This window comes from Serratia sp. (in: enterobacteria) (genome assembly GCF_052400455.1).
Lineage (GTDB): Bacteria > Pseudomonadota > Gammaproteobacteria > Enterobacterales > Enterobacteriaceae > Serratia > Serratia ureilytica.
The window spans coordinates 4,322,509-4,337,696 of the sequence record NZ_CP185812.1 but is presented as its reverse complement, the minus strand read 5'-3'; the positions used below and the strand labels follow the sequence as shown (position 1 = coordinate 4,337,696).

General features: G+C 59.6%; 13 protein-coding genes, 1 tRNA gene and 1 pseudogene. 6 read left to right on the top strand and 9 right to left on the bottom strand.

From position 1 onward, the window contains the following. Positions 1-128: 128 nt before the first annotated feature. The 4 genes from ACORQT_RS20915 to ACORQT_RS20900 form a co-directional block, all read right to left on the bottom strand. The gene (locus tag ACORQT_RS20915; RefSeq protein WP_164057068.1) at positions 129-1,544 is read right to left on the bottom strand and encodes a cytochrome c; all 1,416 of its coding nucleotides are present in this window, start codon (positions 1,542-1,544) and stop codon (positions 129-131) included. Then, positions 1,541-3,196: a GMC family oxidoreductase gene (locus ACORQT_RS20910; RefSeq protein WP_089192251.1), complete on the bottom strand. Its 1,656-nt coding sequence runs from the start codon at positions 3,194-3,196 to the stop codon at positions 1,541-1,543. Before ACORQT_RS20910 ends, ACORQT_RS20915 begins: the two co-directional genes overlap by 4 nt. A gap of 3 nt (positions 3,197-3,199) precedes the next feature. Continuing rightward, positions 3,200-3,772 carry a sorbitol dehydrogenase family protein gene (locus ACORQT_RS20905; protein WP_444859277.1) on the bottom strand — a complete coding sequence of 191 codons (573 nt, stop codon included), beginning with the start codon at positions 3,770-3,772 and terminating at the stop codon, positions 3,200-3,202. A gap of 947 nt (positions 3,773-4,719) precedes the next feature. Then, a tRNA-Phe gene (locus ACORQT_RS20900) sits at positions 4,720-4,795 on the bottom strand. A gap of 705 nt (positions 4,796-5,500) precedes the next feature. On the opposite strand from ACORQT_RS20900, the gene speF reads away from it, so the two are divergent. Next, on the top strand, positions 5,501-7,666 hold the full coding sequence (gene speF / locus ACORQT_RS20895; RefSeq protein WP_103101412.1) for an ornithine decarboxylase SpeF: 2,166 nt from the start codon (positions 5,501-5,503) through the stop codon (positions 7,664-7,666). A gap of 48 nt (positions 7,667-7,714) precedes the next feature. Here speF and mltC read toward each other — a convergent pair whose 3' ends face one another. From mltC to mutY, 3 genes are all read right to left on the bottom strand, one after another. Next, on the bottom strand, positions 7,715-8,791 hold the full coding sequence (mltC, locus tag ACORQT_RS20890; RefSeq protein ID WP_033644661.1) for a membrane-bound lytic murein transglycosylase MltC: 1,077 nt from the start codon (positions 8,789-8,791) through the stop codon (positions 7,715-7,717). Positions 8,792-8,854: 63 nt separating this feature from the next. Then, positions 8,855-9,127 (bottom strand): oxidative damage protection protein, encoded by a 273-nt coding sequence (locus ACORQT_RS20885; protein ID WP_004937404.1) that lies wholly within the window; start codon positions 9,125-9,127, stop codon positions 8,855-8,857. Further along, complete coding sequence (mutY, locus tag ACORQT_RS20880; RefSeq protein ID WP_004937408.1) at positions 9,124-10,224, bottom strand: A/G-specific adenine glycosylase; 1,101 nt, start codon at positions 10,222-10,224, stop codon at positions 9,124-9,126. Before mutY ends, ACORQT_RS20885 begins: the two co-directional genes overlap by 4 nt. Positions 10,225-10,399: 175 nt before the next feature. Between mutY and trmB the strand changes: the two genes are divergently transcribed. The 5 genes and pseudogenes from trmB to ACORQT_RS20855 form a co-directional block, all read left to right on the top strand. Then, positions 10,400-11,119 carry a tRNA (guanosine(46)-N7)-methyltransferase TrmB gene (gene trmB / locus ACORQT_RS20875; protein ID WP_004937410.1) on the top strand — a complete coding sequence of 240 codons (720 nt, stop codon included), beginning with the start codon at positions 10,400-10,402 and terminating at the stop codon, positions 11,117-11,119. Continuing rightward, positions 11,119-11,445, top strand: a complete 327-nt coding sequence (locus ACORQT_RS20870) for a YggL family protein (protein WP_004937412.1) — start codon at positions 11,119-11,121, stop codon at positions 11,443-11,445. The genes trmB and ACORQT_RS20870 overlap by 1 nt, the downstream gene beginning before the upstream one ends. Before the next feature lie 95 nt (positions 11,446-11,540). Beyond that, a complete protein-coding gene (gene glsB, locus ACORQT_RS20865; protein ID WP_042785792.1) occupies positions 11,541-12,464 on the top strand; it encodes a glutaminase B in 924 nt (307 codons plus the stop codon). Between the two features lie 30 nt (positions 12,465-12,494). Next, entirely contained in the window at positions 12,495-13,217 is a 723-nt protein-coding gene (locus ACORQT_RS20860; RefSeq protein WP_038879295.1) for a DUF2884 domain-containing protein, read from the top strand. Positions 13,218-13,339: 122 nt separating this feature from the next. Then, positions 13,340-13,423 (top strand): annotated as a pseudogene (locus tag ACORQT_RS20855) (DUF2442 domain-containing protein); the annotation flags it as partial. Between the two features lie 36 nt (positions 13,424-13,459). On the opposite strand, the gene hemW reads toward ACORQT_RS20855, so the two are convergent. Together hemW and ACORQT_RS20845 are read right to left on the bottom strand one after the other, a co-directional pair. Continuing rightward, a complete protein-coding gene (gene hemW / locus ACORQT_RS20850; protein WP_033651320.1) occupies positions 13,460-14,602 on the bottom strand; it encodes a radical SAM family heme chaperone HemW in 1,143 nt (380 codons plus the stop codon). Further along, on the bottom strand, positions 14,595-15,188 hold the full coding sequence (locus tag ACORQT_RS20845) for an XTP/dITP diphosphatase (RefSeq protein ID WP_033651321.1): 594 nt from the start codon (positions 15,186-15,188) through the stop codon (positions 14,595-14,597). Before ACORQT_RS20845 ends, hemW begins: the two co-directional genes overlap by 8 nt.

Below are 15,188 nucleotides of genomic sequence, written 5' to 3'. Positions count from 1 at the left end.
ACCAAAATAGTGCAAAACGCCGGCGGGGCCTATTTTTAGCACATCATTGGCGTATGGCATCAGAGCCTTGCGCGCCGGCAGACAAGCTCCCTGCGGCCGCCAGCGTAGGGAGCTTTAATTGGCGTGAATCACGCGCCGCGGCGTTTGCGCACCCGCCACGCGATGGCGGCCAGTAGCGCCAGCGCGCCGCCGCCCAACCCCGGTGCCATATAGGGCTGCATCTCGGCCAGCAAGGGCGCCGGGCCCCCTCGTCTGAGGATCGCAACGTCTTCGGCGGTGACGTGCGCCGCGGGGTTGCCGTAATGTTGCAAGACATAGTTGCCGATCGCCGCAATCTGTTGGTCGTTCAAGGGATTGACATAGGATTGCGGGCCGAAATTCGGCATCAGGATATGTTGATCCCCGACGCGGCGCTCGACGCCGAACAAAATGGCCGAGATCAGATTGGAGGGATTGCGCGAGCCCGTCGCCGTGTTGTTGAACAGCGATGGATAGGCCTGGTTTTGACTGCCGCTGCCGTCGGGTTGGTGGCAGCTGGCGCAGTTGCCGCTGAACAAGGCGACGCCGTCAATCACCGTCTCGTTGGCGGTCGGCGGATGCGCGCCGCGCAGCTCGGGTTCAACGTTGAACGGCTTGCCAAAGCTGTCTGCCGGCCGCGTATCGCGTCGATCTCTGATCGGCGGACTGTTTTTCAGGTAAGCGGCAATCGCGGCCAGATCGTCGTCCGACAAATATTGCAGGCTGTTTTCTATCGCTTCCGCCATGCCCCCCGCCGCCTGGTTTTTTCCCGCCACGCGCCCGGTTTTCAAATACTGGATTAGCTCAGCCTGGCTCCATCCGCCAATGCCGCTGATCGGGTCGGAAGTAATATTGGGCGCATACCAACTGCCGACCATGGCGCCGGAAAGCGGTTGCCCGCTGTATTCAGCCAGTAACACGTTGCGCGGCGTATGGCAGGTATCGCAGTGTCCAGGGCCGTTGACCAGGTAGGCGCCGCGGTTCCATTGCGCATCTTCGCTGCTGTCGGCGCTGAAATGCCCCTCTTCCAGAAACAAACTGTTCCAGGCCGGCATGATAAAGCGCAGGTTAAAGGGGAAGGGCAGTTCGGTTCGCCTGTTGTGCTGAACGACGGGGGCGACGCCGTTCATAAAGTAGGCGTACAGCGCGTGAATGTCCTCGTCGTTCAATTTGACGTATGACGTATAAGGCATTGCCGGGTACAGCGGGGTGCCGTCCGCGCGAATGCCTTCACGCACGGCGCGGGCGAATTGCGCTTCGCTGTAGCGGCCAATGCCGGTTTCCTTGTCGGGTGTGATGTTGGTGGTGTAAATCACGCCTACCGGCGTGGCGATGCTGTAACCGCCGGCAAATCGCTCGCCGCCTCCCGTTTGGGTGTGGCAGGCCTGGCAGTCCGCCGCTACCGCGAGCCGCTCGCCTTTTTCAATCAGCTCGGTGCTGAAATACGGTCCTTCGTCGGCGGCGAACGCCGAGCCGCCCGCCGCGAGGAGCAGCGCCAGCCAGGCTATCCTTGCAGGTTTTCTCATGATTTCACCGCCAGTTTGCGGGCAATGTCGTCCGCCGCTTTAAGGCCCAGGGCCGCCATCGTCAGCGTGCTGTTCACCACGCTGGCTGAAGGGATGGCGCCACCGCCGGGTAGCCACAGGTTCGGATGATCGTGCGCACGGCAATCGCCGTTCACCACGGAATTTTTCTCATCGTTGCCCATGATGGTGCCGCCCATAATGTGATTATTGGCATTCAGGCTGGTGGTGATGGTGAATTCATCGGCATCAAACAATTGGCCAATATGCTTGAGCTGCCGGTGCGCCGCTTCAGCCCCTTTTCGCACATAGTCCCCCACGTCATAGTAAATGTCCGGGCAAGGCAAACCGTGGGCGTCTTTGCGCGTTGCGCTCAACGTCAGACGGTTATTTGGATCGGGCAGCGGTTCCAGACTGATGGACAAATCGACGCCGTGCGCCGCGCGGCGGCGGATCTCGTCATCCAGCGCTTTCCCCACCAGGCCCTGCGCCAAGGACTGACGCGTAGCCGGCAAAACGCGGTTGATGTTATTGAGGATCATCTTGTTGGCTGAGTAATGCTTGCGGAAATCCCCATCGCGCGGGCCGACCAAACAGCTGCTCTGCGCCGGGCCGCGTCCTGGCCACAGCGGCTCTTTCGCCAGGAAGGTGCAGTGAAAGCCGGAGTGATCCATCATATTGCGGCCAACCTGATCGGAGCTGTTGGCGATCCCATTCGGGTTTTGCGCATTGGCGGCCATCAACAGCAGGCGCGGGGTTTCGATGCCATTGCATGCCAGGACGAACGCGCTGGCGCTGGCTTTGTGCGACCGCTTTTGGTTGTCCAGCCAATGCACGGCGGTAACTTGATTTTGCCCATCGGTATCGATTTTGTACGCCACCGCTTCCGCCAGCACGAGCGCTCCTTTCATTTCGGCGCGTTCGATGTGATGGATGCCGTTATACATGGCGCCAATCGGGCAGATAGGTTGGCAGTTATTGTTGCCGCAGCAGGTGGGCCGTCCCTGCCATGGTCGCGTGCTGCGCCCTTGGGGGATCGGTACGGAGCGGTAACCGTGCGGGTTGACCACTTCGGCGAAGCGCGTATCTCCGTGGGCCCAGGGCACCATATCCATGGGATAAGGCTTGCTGCGTGCTGAAGGCGATTGTTTGGCCGGATCGTTTGGGCCGGCGACGCCAATCGCCTCCTCCGCGCGGCAGTAGTAGGGCTCGAGATCGTCATAGGCGATGGGCCAGTCGCGGCCAACCCCGTACAGCGTTTTCATTTTGAAATCGTTTGGCAGATGGCGCCAGCAGGAGGCCGCCCAGTGCCAGGTCGTGCCGCCCACGGTGCGTAAATAGCCCTGCTTAAAGCTGTCCGCGCTTGGGCCACTTAACGCGACATAATCGTTTGGCGGAAAATAGAGCGGCGCGGTGGCGTAGGCTGATTGCGGGTACAAGCCTTGAAAATCGGAGCCCGCACGGTTATCAAACGGCATATTGCGCCAGTTTTCGACGGCCTGCGCGCGATCGATACGCAGGCCCGCCTCCAATACCAGCACGGAATAGCCTTGGCCGGCCAACTGGTCCGCCATCATGCCGCCGACGATCCCCGAGCCGACGATGACAATATCGGCCGAGGCATCGCCATCAGCCGTGAATACCGGTTTTTTCATGATTCAGCTCTCAGAGGGCAGTAAGGCGTTAAACTCAGGCGGGGCGGCGGTCCACCAAAGCGGGCCGTTGCCGCAATAGGTGGGCACAATCAAGGCGTCTTTAACCGGGCGATACATCAGGGCATCTTTATAAGCGATGAGACTGGCGTTTGCCCCCTGGCCCACGGTACCGGTATACCAGGCGGTGACGATGGCCGAGACCAATGCCGAGAGCCCCAGTTGGCCGGCGATTTGCTGAAGTTTCCGGGCGCTTTGTCCGGCCTTCACGCGTGCGCTTAATCGCTCAACCTGTGATGAGAATTGCGGGTTTGCGAGGCTCAACGCAGTGAAAATACGAGCCGAAATGCTAGGGTCAATATCCTGACGTTCTGTCAATTGCCGGGAGAGCGCGAAGAAACGGGCAAAAAGCAGGGGGTTTTGCGCGGCGGTATGCTGTTCCGCCAGCGTGAGGAATGGGGCGCCGGCCAATGCGGTGGCGACAAGCGTTGACGCCAGGCCGAGCAAGACATTTCTGCGGCTGACGCCCTTGCCATGTTGATCCGGCTGTTCGCCATTGTCTGATAATCCATATTCCATATGTTTTTTCTCAACGGGTGTTTAATGCCAGAGCCAAAAAAGGCCAAAATATCAGTGGGTGAGCAGGCTAAATTAAGCGTTCTATTACGGTGATATGACGATCTTCACCGATGTGATGTTTTAAGAACGCCTGTCGGTAAATTAGCAGCGGCAACGGACGGTATTTATCAAAAAATCACAAGGTGAGTGCCGACCGCATTTTTGGTTTATTTTTAATAACGGCAGGGGATTATGTGATGGGGCTCTGTTTAATTGATTGTTATTTAATGTTTTTATCGGTTTGTGGCTGTGGGTTTTTATCAGGCGCAGAATGAAAACATTAATGGTATCCCGTGTTTGCGTATTAATTCAAATGACGGCGAAAATAAGGAGGGTTGGGTTATGGCGCAAATGGAAATAATACAGTGCCGTAAACACAGGGCAGGGGGCGGGCATCAATTAAGACTGCGAATATAAAGGCCGAGATTTAGGTTAAAGAGATAGGAACAGGAGCACTTCTGCTCGGTATTCAAGGTCTCAGCGCTGGCCCGCAGGGTGAGGCCCTTGGCCGAATAATCGAACGCAGTTCGATGGAGAGTCCGTACCCCAGAAAGCGAAAAACCCGCCATAGGCGGGTTCTTCTAAAGATGGTGCCCGGACTCGGACAACCGGCGCTGGCGCCGCGTTGAACAGCGCTTTAGCGCTGGCCCGTAGGGTGAGGCCTTTGGCCGAATAATCGAACGCAGTTCGATGGAGAGTCCGTATCTCAGAAAGCGAAGAACCCGCCATAGGCGGGTTCTTCTAAATATGGTGCCCGGACTCGGACAACCGGCGCTGGCGCCGCGTTGAACAGCGCTTCAGCGCTGGCCCGCAGGGGGAGGCCCTTGGCCGAATAATCGAACGCAGTTCGATGGAGAGTCCGTACCCCAGAAAGCGAAAAACCCGCCATAGGCGGGTTCTTCTGAATATGGTGCCCGGACTCGGAATCGAACCAAGGACACGGGGATTTTCAATCCCCTGCTCTACCGACTGAGCTATCCGGGCAACGGGGCGCATTAAACCGTATTGGCCGGATGGCGTCAATCGCTTTCTGTCACAAAGCCGATCGGTTGCTCTATTTTCAGGCAGCGAACCCGAAGCGCTAGAGCCTGTGGCGATATCGGCACCCAATAAATATGCATAAAAAACGTGTATTTATACCACTTTATCAATGTTGTTTTTCATGTTTATTGTTAAGTAACAATAAGTTATGCTTGCGTTAACGCAAGCTCAACCCAGATGATTCTCGCTTGAACCTCGTAACGAATCATGCAATCATTGCGCAAATTTTAGCACTCTCCGTTCCCTGACGGTGTTCCCGCTTCTTATAAGTCAGAGGGTTATTGGCATGACTGGTTTTGTCGCTCAAGCGCTGTCGCGCACCAGACCTCTGACGCCGCCACCGTTCCGTCTTTGCTTGCTCCGAACGCCATCCGTCCGAATACGCCTGCCGATCATGCGGTAAGGCCGCCTGATGCTCGCTGTTAGGCATGCGTAAAGCCAGCGCTGCGGCCCTGATTTTACTGATGCCTGTCGGACGCTGCCAAGACCAGTTTCCCCGATAGCTGCCTGATGGTCCCCGATCATGAGGCGGTCACGCACGCCGCTTATGCTGCCGTGCCCGGGTATCGCTTTTACCGGGATAACCGCGTTATCTCATTACCGTGCCGGTGGCACACCCTCATCCTTCACCGTTTGAGAGTCAGCATGATGAAAGAATTGAAAATCGCAACCAGCGCCAGCCTGGTCGCCACCATTGAGACGCTGCGCCAGATCGTGCGCGTAGAGCAGACGGACTACACCGACGTGGCGGCGGTGGTGGTGTCGGTCGCCGACGTGGATGCCGGCATTCTGGCGCGCTTGCAGGCGACGGGGTTCGATATTCCGACCTTCGTGGCGGTGGAAGGGGACGAGCATCTTTCCCCGGATTATCTGCCGTTTGTCAGCGGGGTCTTTGCGCTGCTGGCCGGCGCCAGCAAGCCATTCTACATGGCGCAGCTGGAGGCCGCTGCCGACGCCTACGAGCAGGCGCTGCTGCCGCCGTTCTTCAAAACGCTGAAGACCTACGTCGAGATGGAGAATTCGACCTTTGCGTGTCCAGGACATCAGGGCGGCGAGTTCTTCCGCAAGCACCCGGCCGGCCGGCAGTTTTTCGATTTCTACGGTGAAACCCTTTTCCGTTCCGACATGTGCAACGCCGACGTTAAGCTGGGCGATCTGCTGATCCACGAAGGCTCGGCCAAGGATGCGCAAAAGCATGCGGCGCGGGTGTTCAACGCCGATAAAACCTACTTCGTGCTCAACGGCACCTCGGCGGCCAACAAGGTGGTGACCAACGCGCTGCTGACCCGTGGCGATCTGGTGCTGTTCGATCGCAACAACCACAAATCCAATCACCACGGGGCGCTGATCCAGGCCGGCGCCACGCCGGTGTATCTGGAAACCGCCCGCAACCCGTTCGGCTTTATCGGCGGCATCGATGCGCGCTGCTTCGATGAGCGCTACCTGCGCGAGCAGATCCGCGAGGTGGCGCCGGAGAAGGCCACGGCGGCGCGGCCGTTCCGGCTGGCGATCATTCAGCTTGGCACCTACGACGGCACGATTTACAACGCTCGCCAGGTGATCGACACCATCGGCCACCTGTGCGATTACATCCTGTTCGACTCCGCCTGGGTGGGCTACGAAGGTTTTATCCCGATGCTGAAAGAGTGTTCGCCGCTGCTGCTGGAGCTGGACGAACACGATCCGGGCATCTTCGTCACCCAGTCGGTGCATAAACAGCAGGCGGGGTTCTCGCAGACCTCGCAGATCCATAAGAAAGACGACCATATCAAAGGGCAAAAGCGCCACTGCAACCACAAGCACCTGAACAACGCGTTCATGCTGCATGCGTCGACCAGCCCGTTCTATCCGCTGTTCGCCGCGCTGGACGTCAACGCCAAGATGCACGCCGGCCCCGCCGGGCGCCGCATGTGGATGGACTGCGTCAAGCTGGGCATCGAGACGCGCAAACAGCTGCTCACGCGCTGCTCGCAGCTGAAGCCGTTTATTCCGCTGCAGGTGGCGGGCAAGGACTGGCAGGATTACGATACCGATCTGATCGCCAACGACGCGCGCTTCTTCACCTTCGTACCGGGGGAGACGTGGCACGGCTTCGAAGGTTACGCCCAGGATCAGTATTTGGTGGATCCGTGCAAGCTGCTGCTGACCACGCCGGGCATCGACGCCGCGACCGGCCAATACACCGATTTCGGCGTGCCGGCCACCATTCTGGCCAACTTCCTACGCGAGAACGGCATCGTGCCGGAGAAGTGCGATCTCAACTCGATCCTGTTCCTGCTGACCCCGGCGGAGAACCCGGCCAAGATGGAACAGCTGGTGGAGATGCTGGCGCAGTTCGAACGCTATGTCGAAGAGGATGCGCCGCTGAGCGTGGTGCTGCCGACGGTGTACCGCAAGAACGAGCAGCGTTACCGCGGCTACAGCATTCGTCGGCTGTGCCAGGAGATGCACGATCTGTACGTCAGCTTTGACGTTAAGCAGCTGCAAAAGGAGATGTTCCGTCAGGATCATTTCCCGCCGGTGGTGATGAACCCGCAGGACGCCAACGTGGAGTTTATCCGCGACAACGTCGAGCTGGTGCCGATCGGCCAGGCGGAAGGGCGCATCGCGGCGGAAGGGGCCCTGCCGTATCCGCCGGGCGTGCTGTGCGTGGTGCCGGGCGAAGTGTGGGGCGGCGCGGTGCAGCGCTACTTCCTGGCGCTCGAGGAGGGCATCAACCGCCTGCCGGGCTTCTCGCCGGAGCTGCAGGGGGTCTACATCGAGAAAAAAGATCACGGCTGGAAGCGCATCTTCGGCTATATGATCAAGCCATGAAAAAAGGGCCGGTTCGCACCGGCCCTTCTTCTATCCACGCGGGAAGCGCTACTTTCTGCGGTAGCTCTTCTGCGCGGTATTCACTTTCACCAGATAGCGGCGCGACTCGGCGGCCGGGTGCTTGGTGGTCAGCGTTTGGTACACGTCGCCCGGCTGCATGCCGTTGATGATGCCCACCGCGCGCGTTCTGTCGCTGGAGAACACCCGCAGCACGCTGCCGGCGCCGCCGTTGTAAGCGGTGATCACCGCATAGCGGCGCGAGGTCGGGTTCTGAATGCCGCCCAGGTAGTTGTTCTGCAGGATCGCCAGGTAGGCGGTGCCGGTATCGATGTTGTTCTCCGGATCGAACAGGTAGCTGCGGCTCGGGGTGCCCCATTTGCCGCGCATCTGGAACACATCCTTACCGGCGGTGTGCTGCACCACCTGCATCAGGCCCAGCGCGTCCGAACCGCTCACCGCATACGGGTTGAAGCTCGATTCGGTCTGCATGATAGCCAGGATCAGCGACTCGTCCACGCCATATTTTTCCGACGCCTTGCGCACCATCGGCAGATATTTATGCGCACGTTTGTCCAGGTGGTTCGGCACCAGTTGGATGGTGACCGAGTAGATGACGTGCAGGCCGGAGGTGCGTTTTTGCAGCTTGGTCTGCAGCAGGTAATCGGCGAAGTGCGCCGCGCGCCATTCCCAGCGGATCGGCGCCCCTTTGTTATCCAGCACCTGGCCGTACAGGAACGGCTCTTTGCTGATCTGGATATCGTTGGCGTCGGAATAGAGGTCGATCGAACCCGGATCGTCACCCATCAGCAGCGTGCTGATGATCGCCTGGCGCAGGTGCGCGGCCGGATCGGTGGTGGCGATGGTCTCGACGGTGATGGCGCCGGTGTCGAAGTTGATGTGGCTGCGGGTTTGGTATTGGTCGGTGTACTTGACGTAGTCTTTCGGCCCGGCGATCAGAACTTCGTTCAGACCCCAGATGTTCTCGATGTTGTGGGCGAATTGGCCCATCAGAATGTCGAAGCCGTTGGTGTCTTTGATCCAGGCTTCGTTGATTTCTTCACTTTTTTTGCCGGAACAGGAGATCAGCAAAGGCGCTATTACGAGCAAAGCTAAAATTTTCTTCATCTTAAAGCCGTTTGGAAGAAGTATAAGAGGATTGAAGCGGGCCAGCGCCTGGCCCCAACAGCGTTATTCGCTCGGCGGCGTATAGCCTTCGATGTGCACGTCGTGCCCTTCGAACAGGAATTTGATCATTTCCTCTTCCAGCAGTTTGCGGTCATCCACGTTCATCATGTTCAGCTTCTTCTCGTTGATCAGCATGGTCTGCTTCTTCATCCACTCGCCCCAGGCTTCCTTGGAGATCTCGTTGTAGATGCGCTTGCCGACGTCGCCGGGATAAAGCTGGAAGTCCTGGCCTTCGGCGTCGCGTTGAAGGAAAGTACAAAAAATGGTGCGGCTCATGCTAATTCCTCATCGATGGCGCTATCGCCATATAAGTTTTGTTGGATCGGGGGCTGCTTCGCCAGCTGTTGCAACAGGCGGTCCACCGGCGCTGCCAGCCCGACCGACGGCGGCTGCGCTAAGTTATACCAGAGACCCGCGCCCTCATCCATGCCGCTGCCTGCCGCGTCGAGCGACAGCCACATCGGCACGATATCGAGATGGAAATGGCTGAACGTGTGGCGAAACGCGGTCAGCTGTTCCAGGCGCTTGCCTTTCAGACCGCGCTGCTGCAGCCAGAGTTCCAAATCCACGCGCGCGCTGAACTGTGGGAAGCAGAACAGGCCGCCCCACAGGCCCACCGCCGGGCGCTGCTCCAGCCACACGCGGTCGCCGTGCTGCAGCAATAAGAAGTAGGCGGTTTTTTCCGGCAGGGTCTGCTTGGGCTTCTTGCCGGGGTAGTTGGCCCAGCTGTGGTTGGCGTAAGACAGGCAGCCGACGTTGAGCGGGCAGAGTTCACACTTGGGCTTGGAGCGGGTGCAGACCATGGCGCCCAGATCCATCATCGCCTGGTTGAACTGGCCGACGCCCTGGGCCGGGGTGACTTCTTCGCTGATTTTCCACAGCCGATTTTCGACCTCTTTTTTGCCCGGCCAGCCTTCCACCGCGTAGCAGCGAGCCAGCACGCGCTTCACGTTGCCGTCGAGGATCGGATAGTGTTGGCCCAGCGCCAACGACAGCACCGCGCCGGCGGTGGAGCGGCCGACGCCCGGTAAATCGGCGATTTCTGCGAAGGTTGTCGGGAACTCGCCGCCGTGCTGTGCGACAATGGTCTGCGCCGCTTTGTGCAGGTTGCGAGCGCGGGCGTAATAGCCGAGGCCGGTCCACAGATGCAGCACTTCGTCCAGCGGGGCCTCCGCCAGCGCGCGCACGTTGGGAAAACGGGCCATAAAGCGCTGAAAATAAGGAATGACGGTGGCAACCTGAGTCTGTTGCAACATCACTTCGGAGAGCCATACTTGATAGGCGGTTTTCTCCAGCTGCCATGGTAGGGTTTTGCGGCCGTAGCGCTGGTACCAGTCAAGCACCACCTGTGCGAATTGTTGTGCTTGCATCATGAAGAGTCGTTATCCGGCAGAAAATGAAGCGAGATTGCAGCATAGAGTCATGATGCTGTAAACCGGAACTTTCCGACGCCGCACGGCGGGTACAGAAGATGAACACTTGCTAAACCAATGTATCTTTGCATAATGCGCGTTTCCCTAATTGGCAGCCAAACAGACAGAAAGCACTATGATTAATGACGTCATCTCCCCGGAATTTGATGAGAACGGCCGCGCGATGCGCCGTATCCGCAGTTTTGTCCGCCGCCAGGGGCGGCTGACCAAAGGCCAGCAGCATGCGCTGGAGAACTATTGGCCGGTGATGGGCGTGGAGTATCAGGCTGACGCTGTCGATCTCGCCGCGCTGTTCGGCCGCGAAGCGCCGACGGTGCTGGAGATCGGTTTTGGCATGGGCGCCTCGCTGGTGACCATGGCGGGCAACAACCCGCAGCAGAACTTTTTAGGGATCGAAGTACACTCGCCGGGCGTGGGCGCCTGCCTGGCCGACGCCCACGAGGCGAAGCTGAGCAACCTGCGCGTAATGTGCCACGATGCGGTTGAAGTGCTGGAAAACATGATCCCGGACGGCTCGCTGGACATGGTGCAGCTGTTCTTCCCCGATCCTTGGCACAAGGCGCGCCACAACAAGCGCCGCATCGTGCAAACGCCGTTTGTCGAACTGGTGCTGCGCAAGCTGAAGACCGGCGGCGTCTTCCACATGGCCACCGATTGGCAACCTTATGCGGAACATATGTTAGAGGTTATGAACGGGGTCGCAGGCTACCGTAATCTTTCCAGCGATAATGATTATGTGCCGCGTCCGGATTCGCGCCCACTGACGAAATTTGAATTACGCGGCCAGCGCCTGGGACATGGCGTTTGGGACTTGATGTTTGAGAGGAAAGAATAATGGCTAAGAACCGCAGTCGTCGTTTACGTAAAAAGTTGCACATTGAAGAATTTCAGGAGTTGGGTTTCTCCGTAGCCTGGCGCTTCGCCGAAGGCACGTCGGTGGAAGATATCGACAGCACGCTGGATACCTTCATCGATGAAGTGATCGAGCCGAACGGTCTGGCGTTTGACGGCAGCGGCTACCTGCAGTGGGAAGGTTTGATCTGCCTGCAGAAGATCGGCCACTGTACCGACGAGCATCGCGAACTGGTGAAAAACTGGCTGGAAGCGCGCAAACTGACCGACGTTAAGGTCAGCGATCTGTTCGATATCTGGTGGGATTGATCGCGCTTGCCCGATGAGCGCGGCTTCGCGCCGCGCCGTTTTATTGATCTAAGGTGCCTTAACGGCGCCTTTGTTTTGCCCGGAGTGTGACCGAGGTGGTAACAACATTGGATAACGCGTTGCTGGAAGAGATCCTGCAACAGGTGCGCCCGCTGATTGGCCAGGGAAAAGTGGCCGACTACATCCCGGCGTTGGCGGAAGTGCCCGCCGATCGGCTGGCGATCGCCGTGTGTACGGTGGATGGCGAACTGTTCCAGGCCGGCGACGCCGCGGAGCGCTTCTCCATCCAGTCGATCTCCAAAGTGCTGAGTCTGACGCTGGCGCTGACGCGCTATCAGGAGCATGAGATCTGGCGGCGCGTCGGCAAAGAGCCTTCCGGCCTGCCGTTCAATTCGCTGCTGCAGCTGGAGATGGAGCAGGGCAAACCGCGCAATCCGTTTATCAACCCCGGCGCGCTGGTGGTGTGCGACATGCTGCAAACCCGGCTCAGCGCCCCCAAACAGCGCATGCTGGAGGTGGTGCGTCAGTTGGCCGGTGAAGACGACCTGGCCTATGACCTGCGGGTGGCGCGCTCCGAGTTCGAACACTCCGATCGCAATGCGGCCATCGCCTATCTGATGAAGTCGTTCGGCAACTTCGAAAACGACGTCATCACCGTGCTGCAAACCTATTTCCACTACTGCGCGCTGCGCATGAGCTGCGTGGAACTGGCGCGCAGCTTCGTCTATCTGGCCAATCACGGTCGCGATCTCAGCGGCGAGGCGGTGATCAGCCCGCTGCAGGCCCGGCAGATCAACGCCCTGATGATGACCAGCGGCATGTACGACGGCGCCGGCGAATTCGCCTATCGGGTGGGGATGCCGGGCAAGTCCGGCGTGGGCGGCGGCATCGTGGCCATCGTGCCGGACGAACTGTCGATCGTCGTTTGGTCGCCGGAACTGGATGCTTCCGGCAACTCGCTGGCGGGAACTGCGGCGCTGGAACTGTTGTCTCAACGTATCGGTCGTTCGATTTTTTAATCCCAATCTGGATGGGAGTCAGGAGAAGCTATGTTGAAGAAAACCGGGTTAGCCTTACTGCTGCTGGCGGCGACTGCCGCGCAGGCCCACGCCGAGTACCAGTGCAGCGTTAAACCCCAGGACGATGTGATCATCAGCCCGCAGAGCGTGCAGGTGAAAGGCGCCAGCGGCGACCTGCAAATTTCGCCGGATGGTGACGTGATCCGCAACGGTCAGGCACTGAGCCTGAGCGACAGCCAGCGGCAGAAAGCCTTCAGTTACCAGAGCGCGCTGCGCAAGCAGCTGCCGTGGATCGACGACGGCGCGCAGAAACACCTGGAGAAAGCCCGCGCAGCGCTGGATAAAGTGATCGTCAAAGAGCTGGGTAGCAACAGCAACGTGCGCAACCGGCTGACCACCCTGAATGGCCAACTGAAACAGCAGATGAACCGCATCATCGAGCACCGCAGCGACGGCCTGACCTTCCACCACAAGGCGATCGACCAGGTGGAGCAGGACGGCCGCAACATCGTGCAGCAGAGCATGGGCGGCGTGCTGCAGGACAGCCTGAACGAAATGGGCGTCAAACAGGCCGCCAACAGCGGCGGCAACCCGCTGCAGGCGATCATGGGCAATTTGGGCGGCTTGCAGAAGGCGATCCAGAACGAATGGAACAACCAGGAGCAGGACTTCCAGAACTTCGGTCATGACGTGTGCAACCGCGTCACCGCACTGGAAACCCAGCGCAAGGACCTGCTGAAGGCGTTGAAGTAACGGATAGATATCGCATATCCATATCAGAGACGCTGAGGCGAAGCGAAATTCTGGTTGATACCTATCAGGCATTGTTTTTGGAGGCTTGGCATGAGTATTTCGGCTAAACGCGTCAGCTTTGAGACGCGTGGGACGAGGATGTTTCCGTTGAGGGATTGCTGAAGGGGCGTGGCGACGTGACGCATCGCCCTCATAATGCCGTCTGAACATGAAAAAAAGCGCTGATCATTCAGCGCTTTTTTTTACTCGTCGTCCGCCAGGAACAGTTCCAGCAGCGAGTTGAGGAACAGTTTGCCCTTCTCGGTGATCTGCCAGTGCTCCGCGGTTTCTTCCAGATAGCCTTTGGCCAGCGCTTCGTCCAGCTGCGGGCGAATGATGCTTTCCGCCAGCCCGGTGTAGTTGGCGAAGTCGGCGCGCGGCGCGGCTTCCAGCAAGCGGAAGCGGTTCATGAAGAACTCGAACGGCCGATCCGCCGCCGCCACCTCATGCTGCTTGTCCATGTAGTCGCCGCGCATAAAGCCGCGCGGGTGCTTGGTCTTGGCGGTGCGCAGGATGCGTCCGTCGCTGAAGGTCACCTTGCCGTGCGCGCCGCAGCCGATCCCCAGATAGTCGCCGAAGCGCCAGTAGTTGAGATTGTGCTGGCATTGGTAGCCCGGCTTGGCGTAGGCCGAGGTTTCATACTGCTGATAGCCGGCGGCGCTCAGCAACTGGTGGCCGCGCTCGAAGATGTCCCACAGCGCATCGTCGTCCGGCAAAACCGGCGGGCGCGAGCTGAACAGGGTGTTCGGCTCGATGGTCAGCTGATACCACGACAGGTGCGGCGGATTGAGGGCGATAGCCTGGCGCAGATCGTCCAGCGCCTCTTCCAGCGACTGATCCGGCAGGCCGTGCATCAGATCGAGGTTGAAGCTGCGCAGGCCGAGGCCGGTCGCCAGCGTCGCCGCGCGTTTGGCTTCTTCCGGGCCGTGGATGCGCCCCAGACGGTTCAGCTTCTCGGCGCTGAAGCTTTGCACCCCGATGGAGATGCGGTTGACGCCGGCGCGCTGGTAGCCGCTGAAGCGATCGGCCTCCACGGTGCCGGGATTGGCTTCCATGGTGATTTCGGCGTCGTCGGCGACGCGAATGCGCGCCCGCACGCCGTCCAGCAAGGCTTGCATCGCCTCGGCGCTCAGCAGGCTGGGGGTGCCGCCGCCGATAAAGATAGTGCTGATTTCCCGGCCGCCGGCCAGCGGCAGGTCGGCATCCAGATCCGCCAACAGATGATCGACATACTCCTGATGCGGCACGTCACCCTTCAGCGCATGGGAGTTGAAGTCGCAGTACGGGCATTTCTGCACGCACCACGGGATGTGGATGTAGAGACTCAGCGGGGGCAGCTTAAGCATTGCGCATGGCTTCCAACATCAGCTTCAGCGCCTTGCCGCGGTGCGAAATCGCCCGCTTCTCGTCGCGGCTCAGCTCGGCGGCGGTGCGGCCCAGCTCCGGCACGTAGAAGACCGGATCGTAACCGAAACCGCCTTCACCGGCGGCCTGTTCGGTGATTTCGCCGGCCCAGCTGCCGTGGAACACCAGCGGCGTCGGATCTTGCGCATGGCGCAGATAGACCAGCACGCAGTGAAATTGCGCACCGCGCCGGCCCGGCGCCACGTCTTTCATCGCCGCCAGCAGCTTGTCGAGGTTCTGCCGATCGTCGGCGTCTTCACCGGCGTAGCGCGCGGAGTAGATGCCCGGCGCGCCGCCCAGCGCATCTACCGCCAGACCGGAGTCGTCGGCGATCGCCGGCAGGCCGGTGACCTGTGCCGCATGGCGCGCTTTCAGAATGGCGTTTTCGATAAACGTCAGGCCGGTTTCTTCGGCGGACTCCACGCCCAGATCGGTTTGCGCGACCACGTCCAGGCCGAAATCGGCCAACAGGTCGGCGAGTTCGCGCACTTTGCCCGGGTTACCGGTGGCAAGAACGACTTTTTGCAT

Excerpts from the sequence above, each read along its gene's own strand:
- ACORQT_RS20915 (WP_164057068.1), bottom strand. The coding sequence starts at position 1,544 with ATGAGAAAACCTGCAAGGATAGCCTGGCTGGCGCTGCTCCTCGCGGCG.
- ACORQT_RS20910 (WP_089192251.1), bottom strand. The coding sequence starts at position 3,196 with ATGAAAAAACCGGTATTCACGGCTGATGGCGATGCCTCGGCCGATATT.
- ACORQT_RS20905 (WP_444859277.1), bottom strand. The coding sequence starts at position 3,772 with ATGGAATATGGATTATCAGACAATGGCGAACAGCCGGATCAACATGGC.
- speF (WP_103101412.1), top strand. The coding sequence starts at position 5,501 with ATGAAAGAATTGAAAATCGCAACCAGCGCCAGCCTGGTCGCCACCATT.
- mltC (WP_033644661.1), bottom strand. The coding sequence starts at position 8,791 with ATGAAGAAAATTTTAGCTTTGCTCGTAATAGCGCCTTTGCTGATCTCC.
- ACORQT_RS20885 (WP_004937404.1), bottom strand. The coding sequence starts at position 9,127 with ATGAGCCGCACCATTTTTTGTACTTTCCTTCAACGCGACGCCGAAGGC.
- mutY (WP_004937408.1), bottom strand. The coding sequence starts at position 10,224 with ATGATGCAAGCACAACAATTCGCACAGGTGGTGCTTGACTGGTACCAG.
- trmB (WP_004937410.1), top strand. The coding sequence starts at position 10,400 with ATGATTAATGACGTCATCTCCCCGGAATTTGATGAGAACGGCCGCGCG.
- ACORQT_RS20870 (WP_004937412.1), top strand. The coding sequence starts at position 11,119 with ATGGCTAAGAACCGCAGTCGTCGTTTACGTAAAAAGTTGCACATTGAA.
- ACORQT_RS20860 (WP_038879295.1), top strand. The coding sequence starts at position 12,495 with ATGTTGAAGAAAACCGGGTTAGCCTTACTGCTGCTGGCGGCGACTGCC.
- hemW (WP_033651320.1), bottom strand. The coding sequence starts at position 14,602 with ATGCTTAAGCTGCCCCCGCTGAGTCTCTACATCCACATCCCGTGGTGC.
- ACORQT_RS20845 (WP_033651321.1), bottom strand. The coding sequence starts at position 15,188 with ATGCAAAAAGTCGTTCTTGCCACCGGTAACCCGGGCAAAGTGCGCGAA.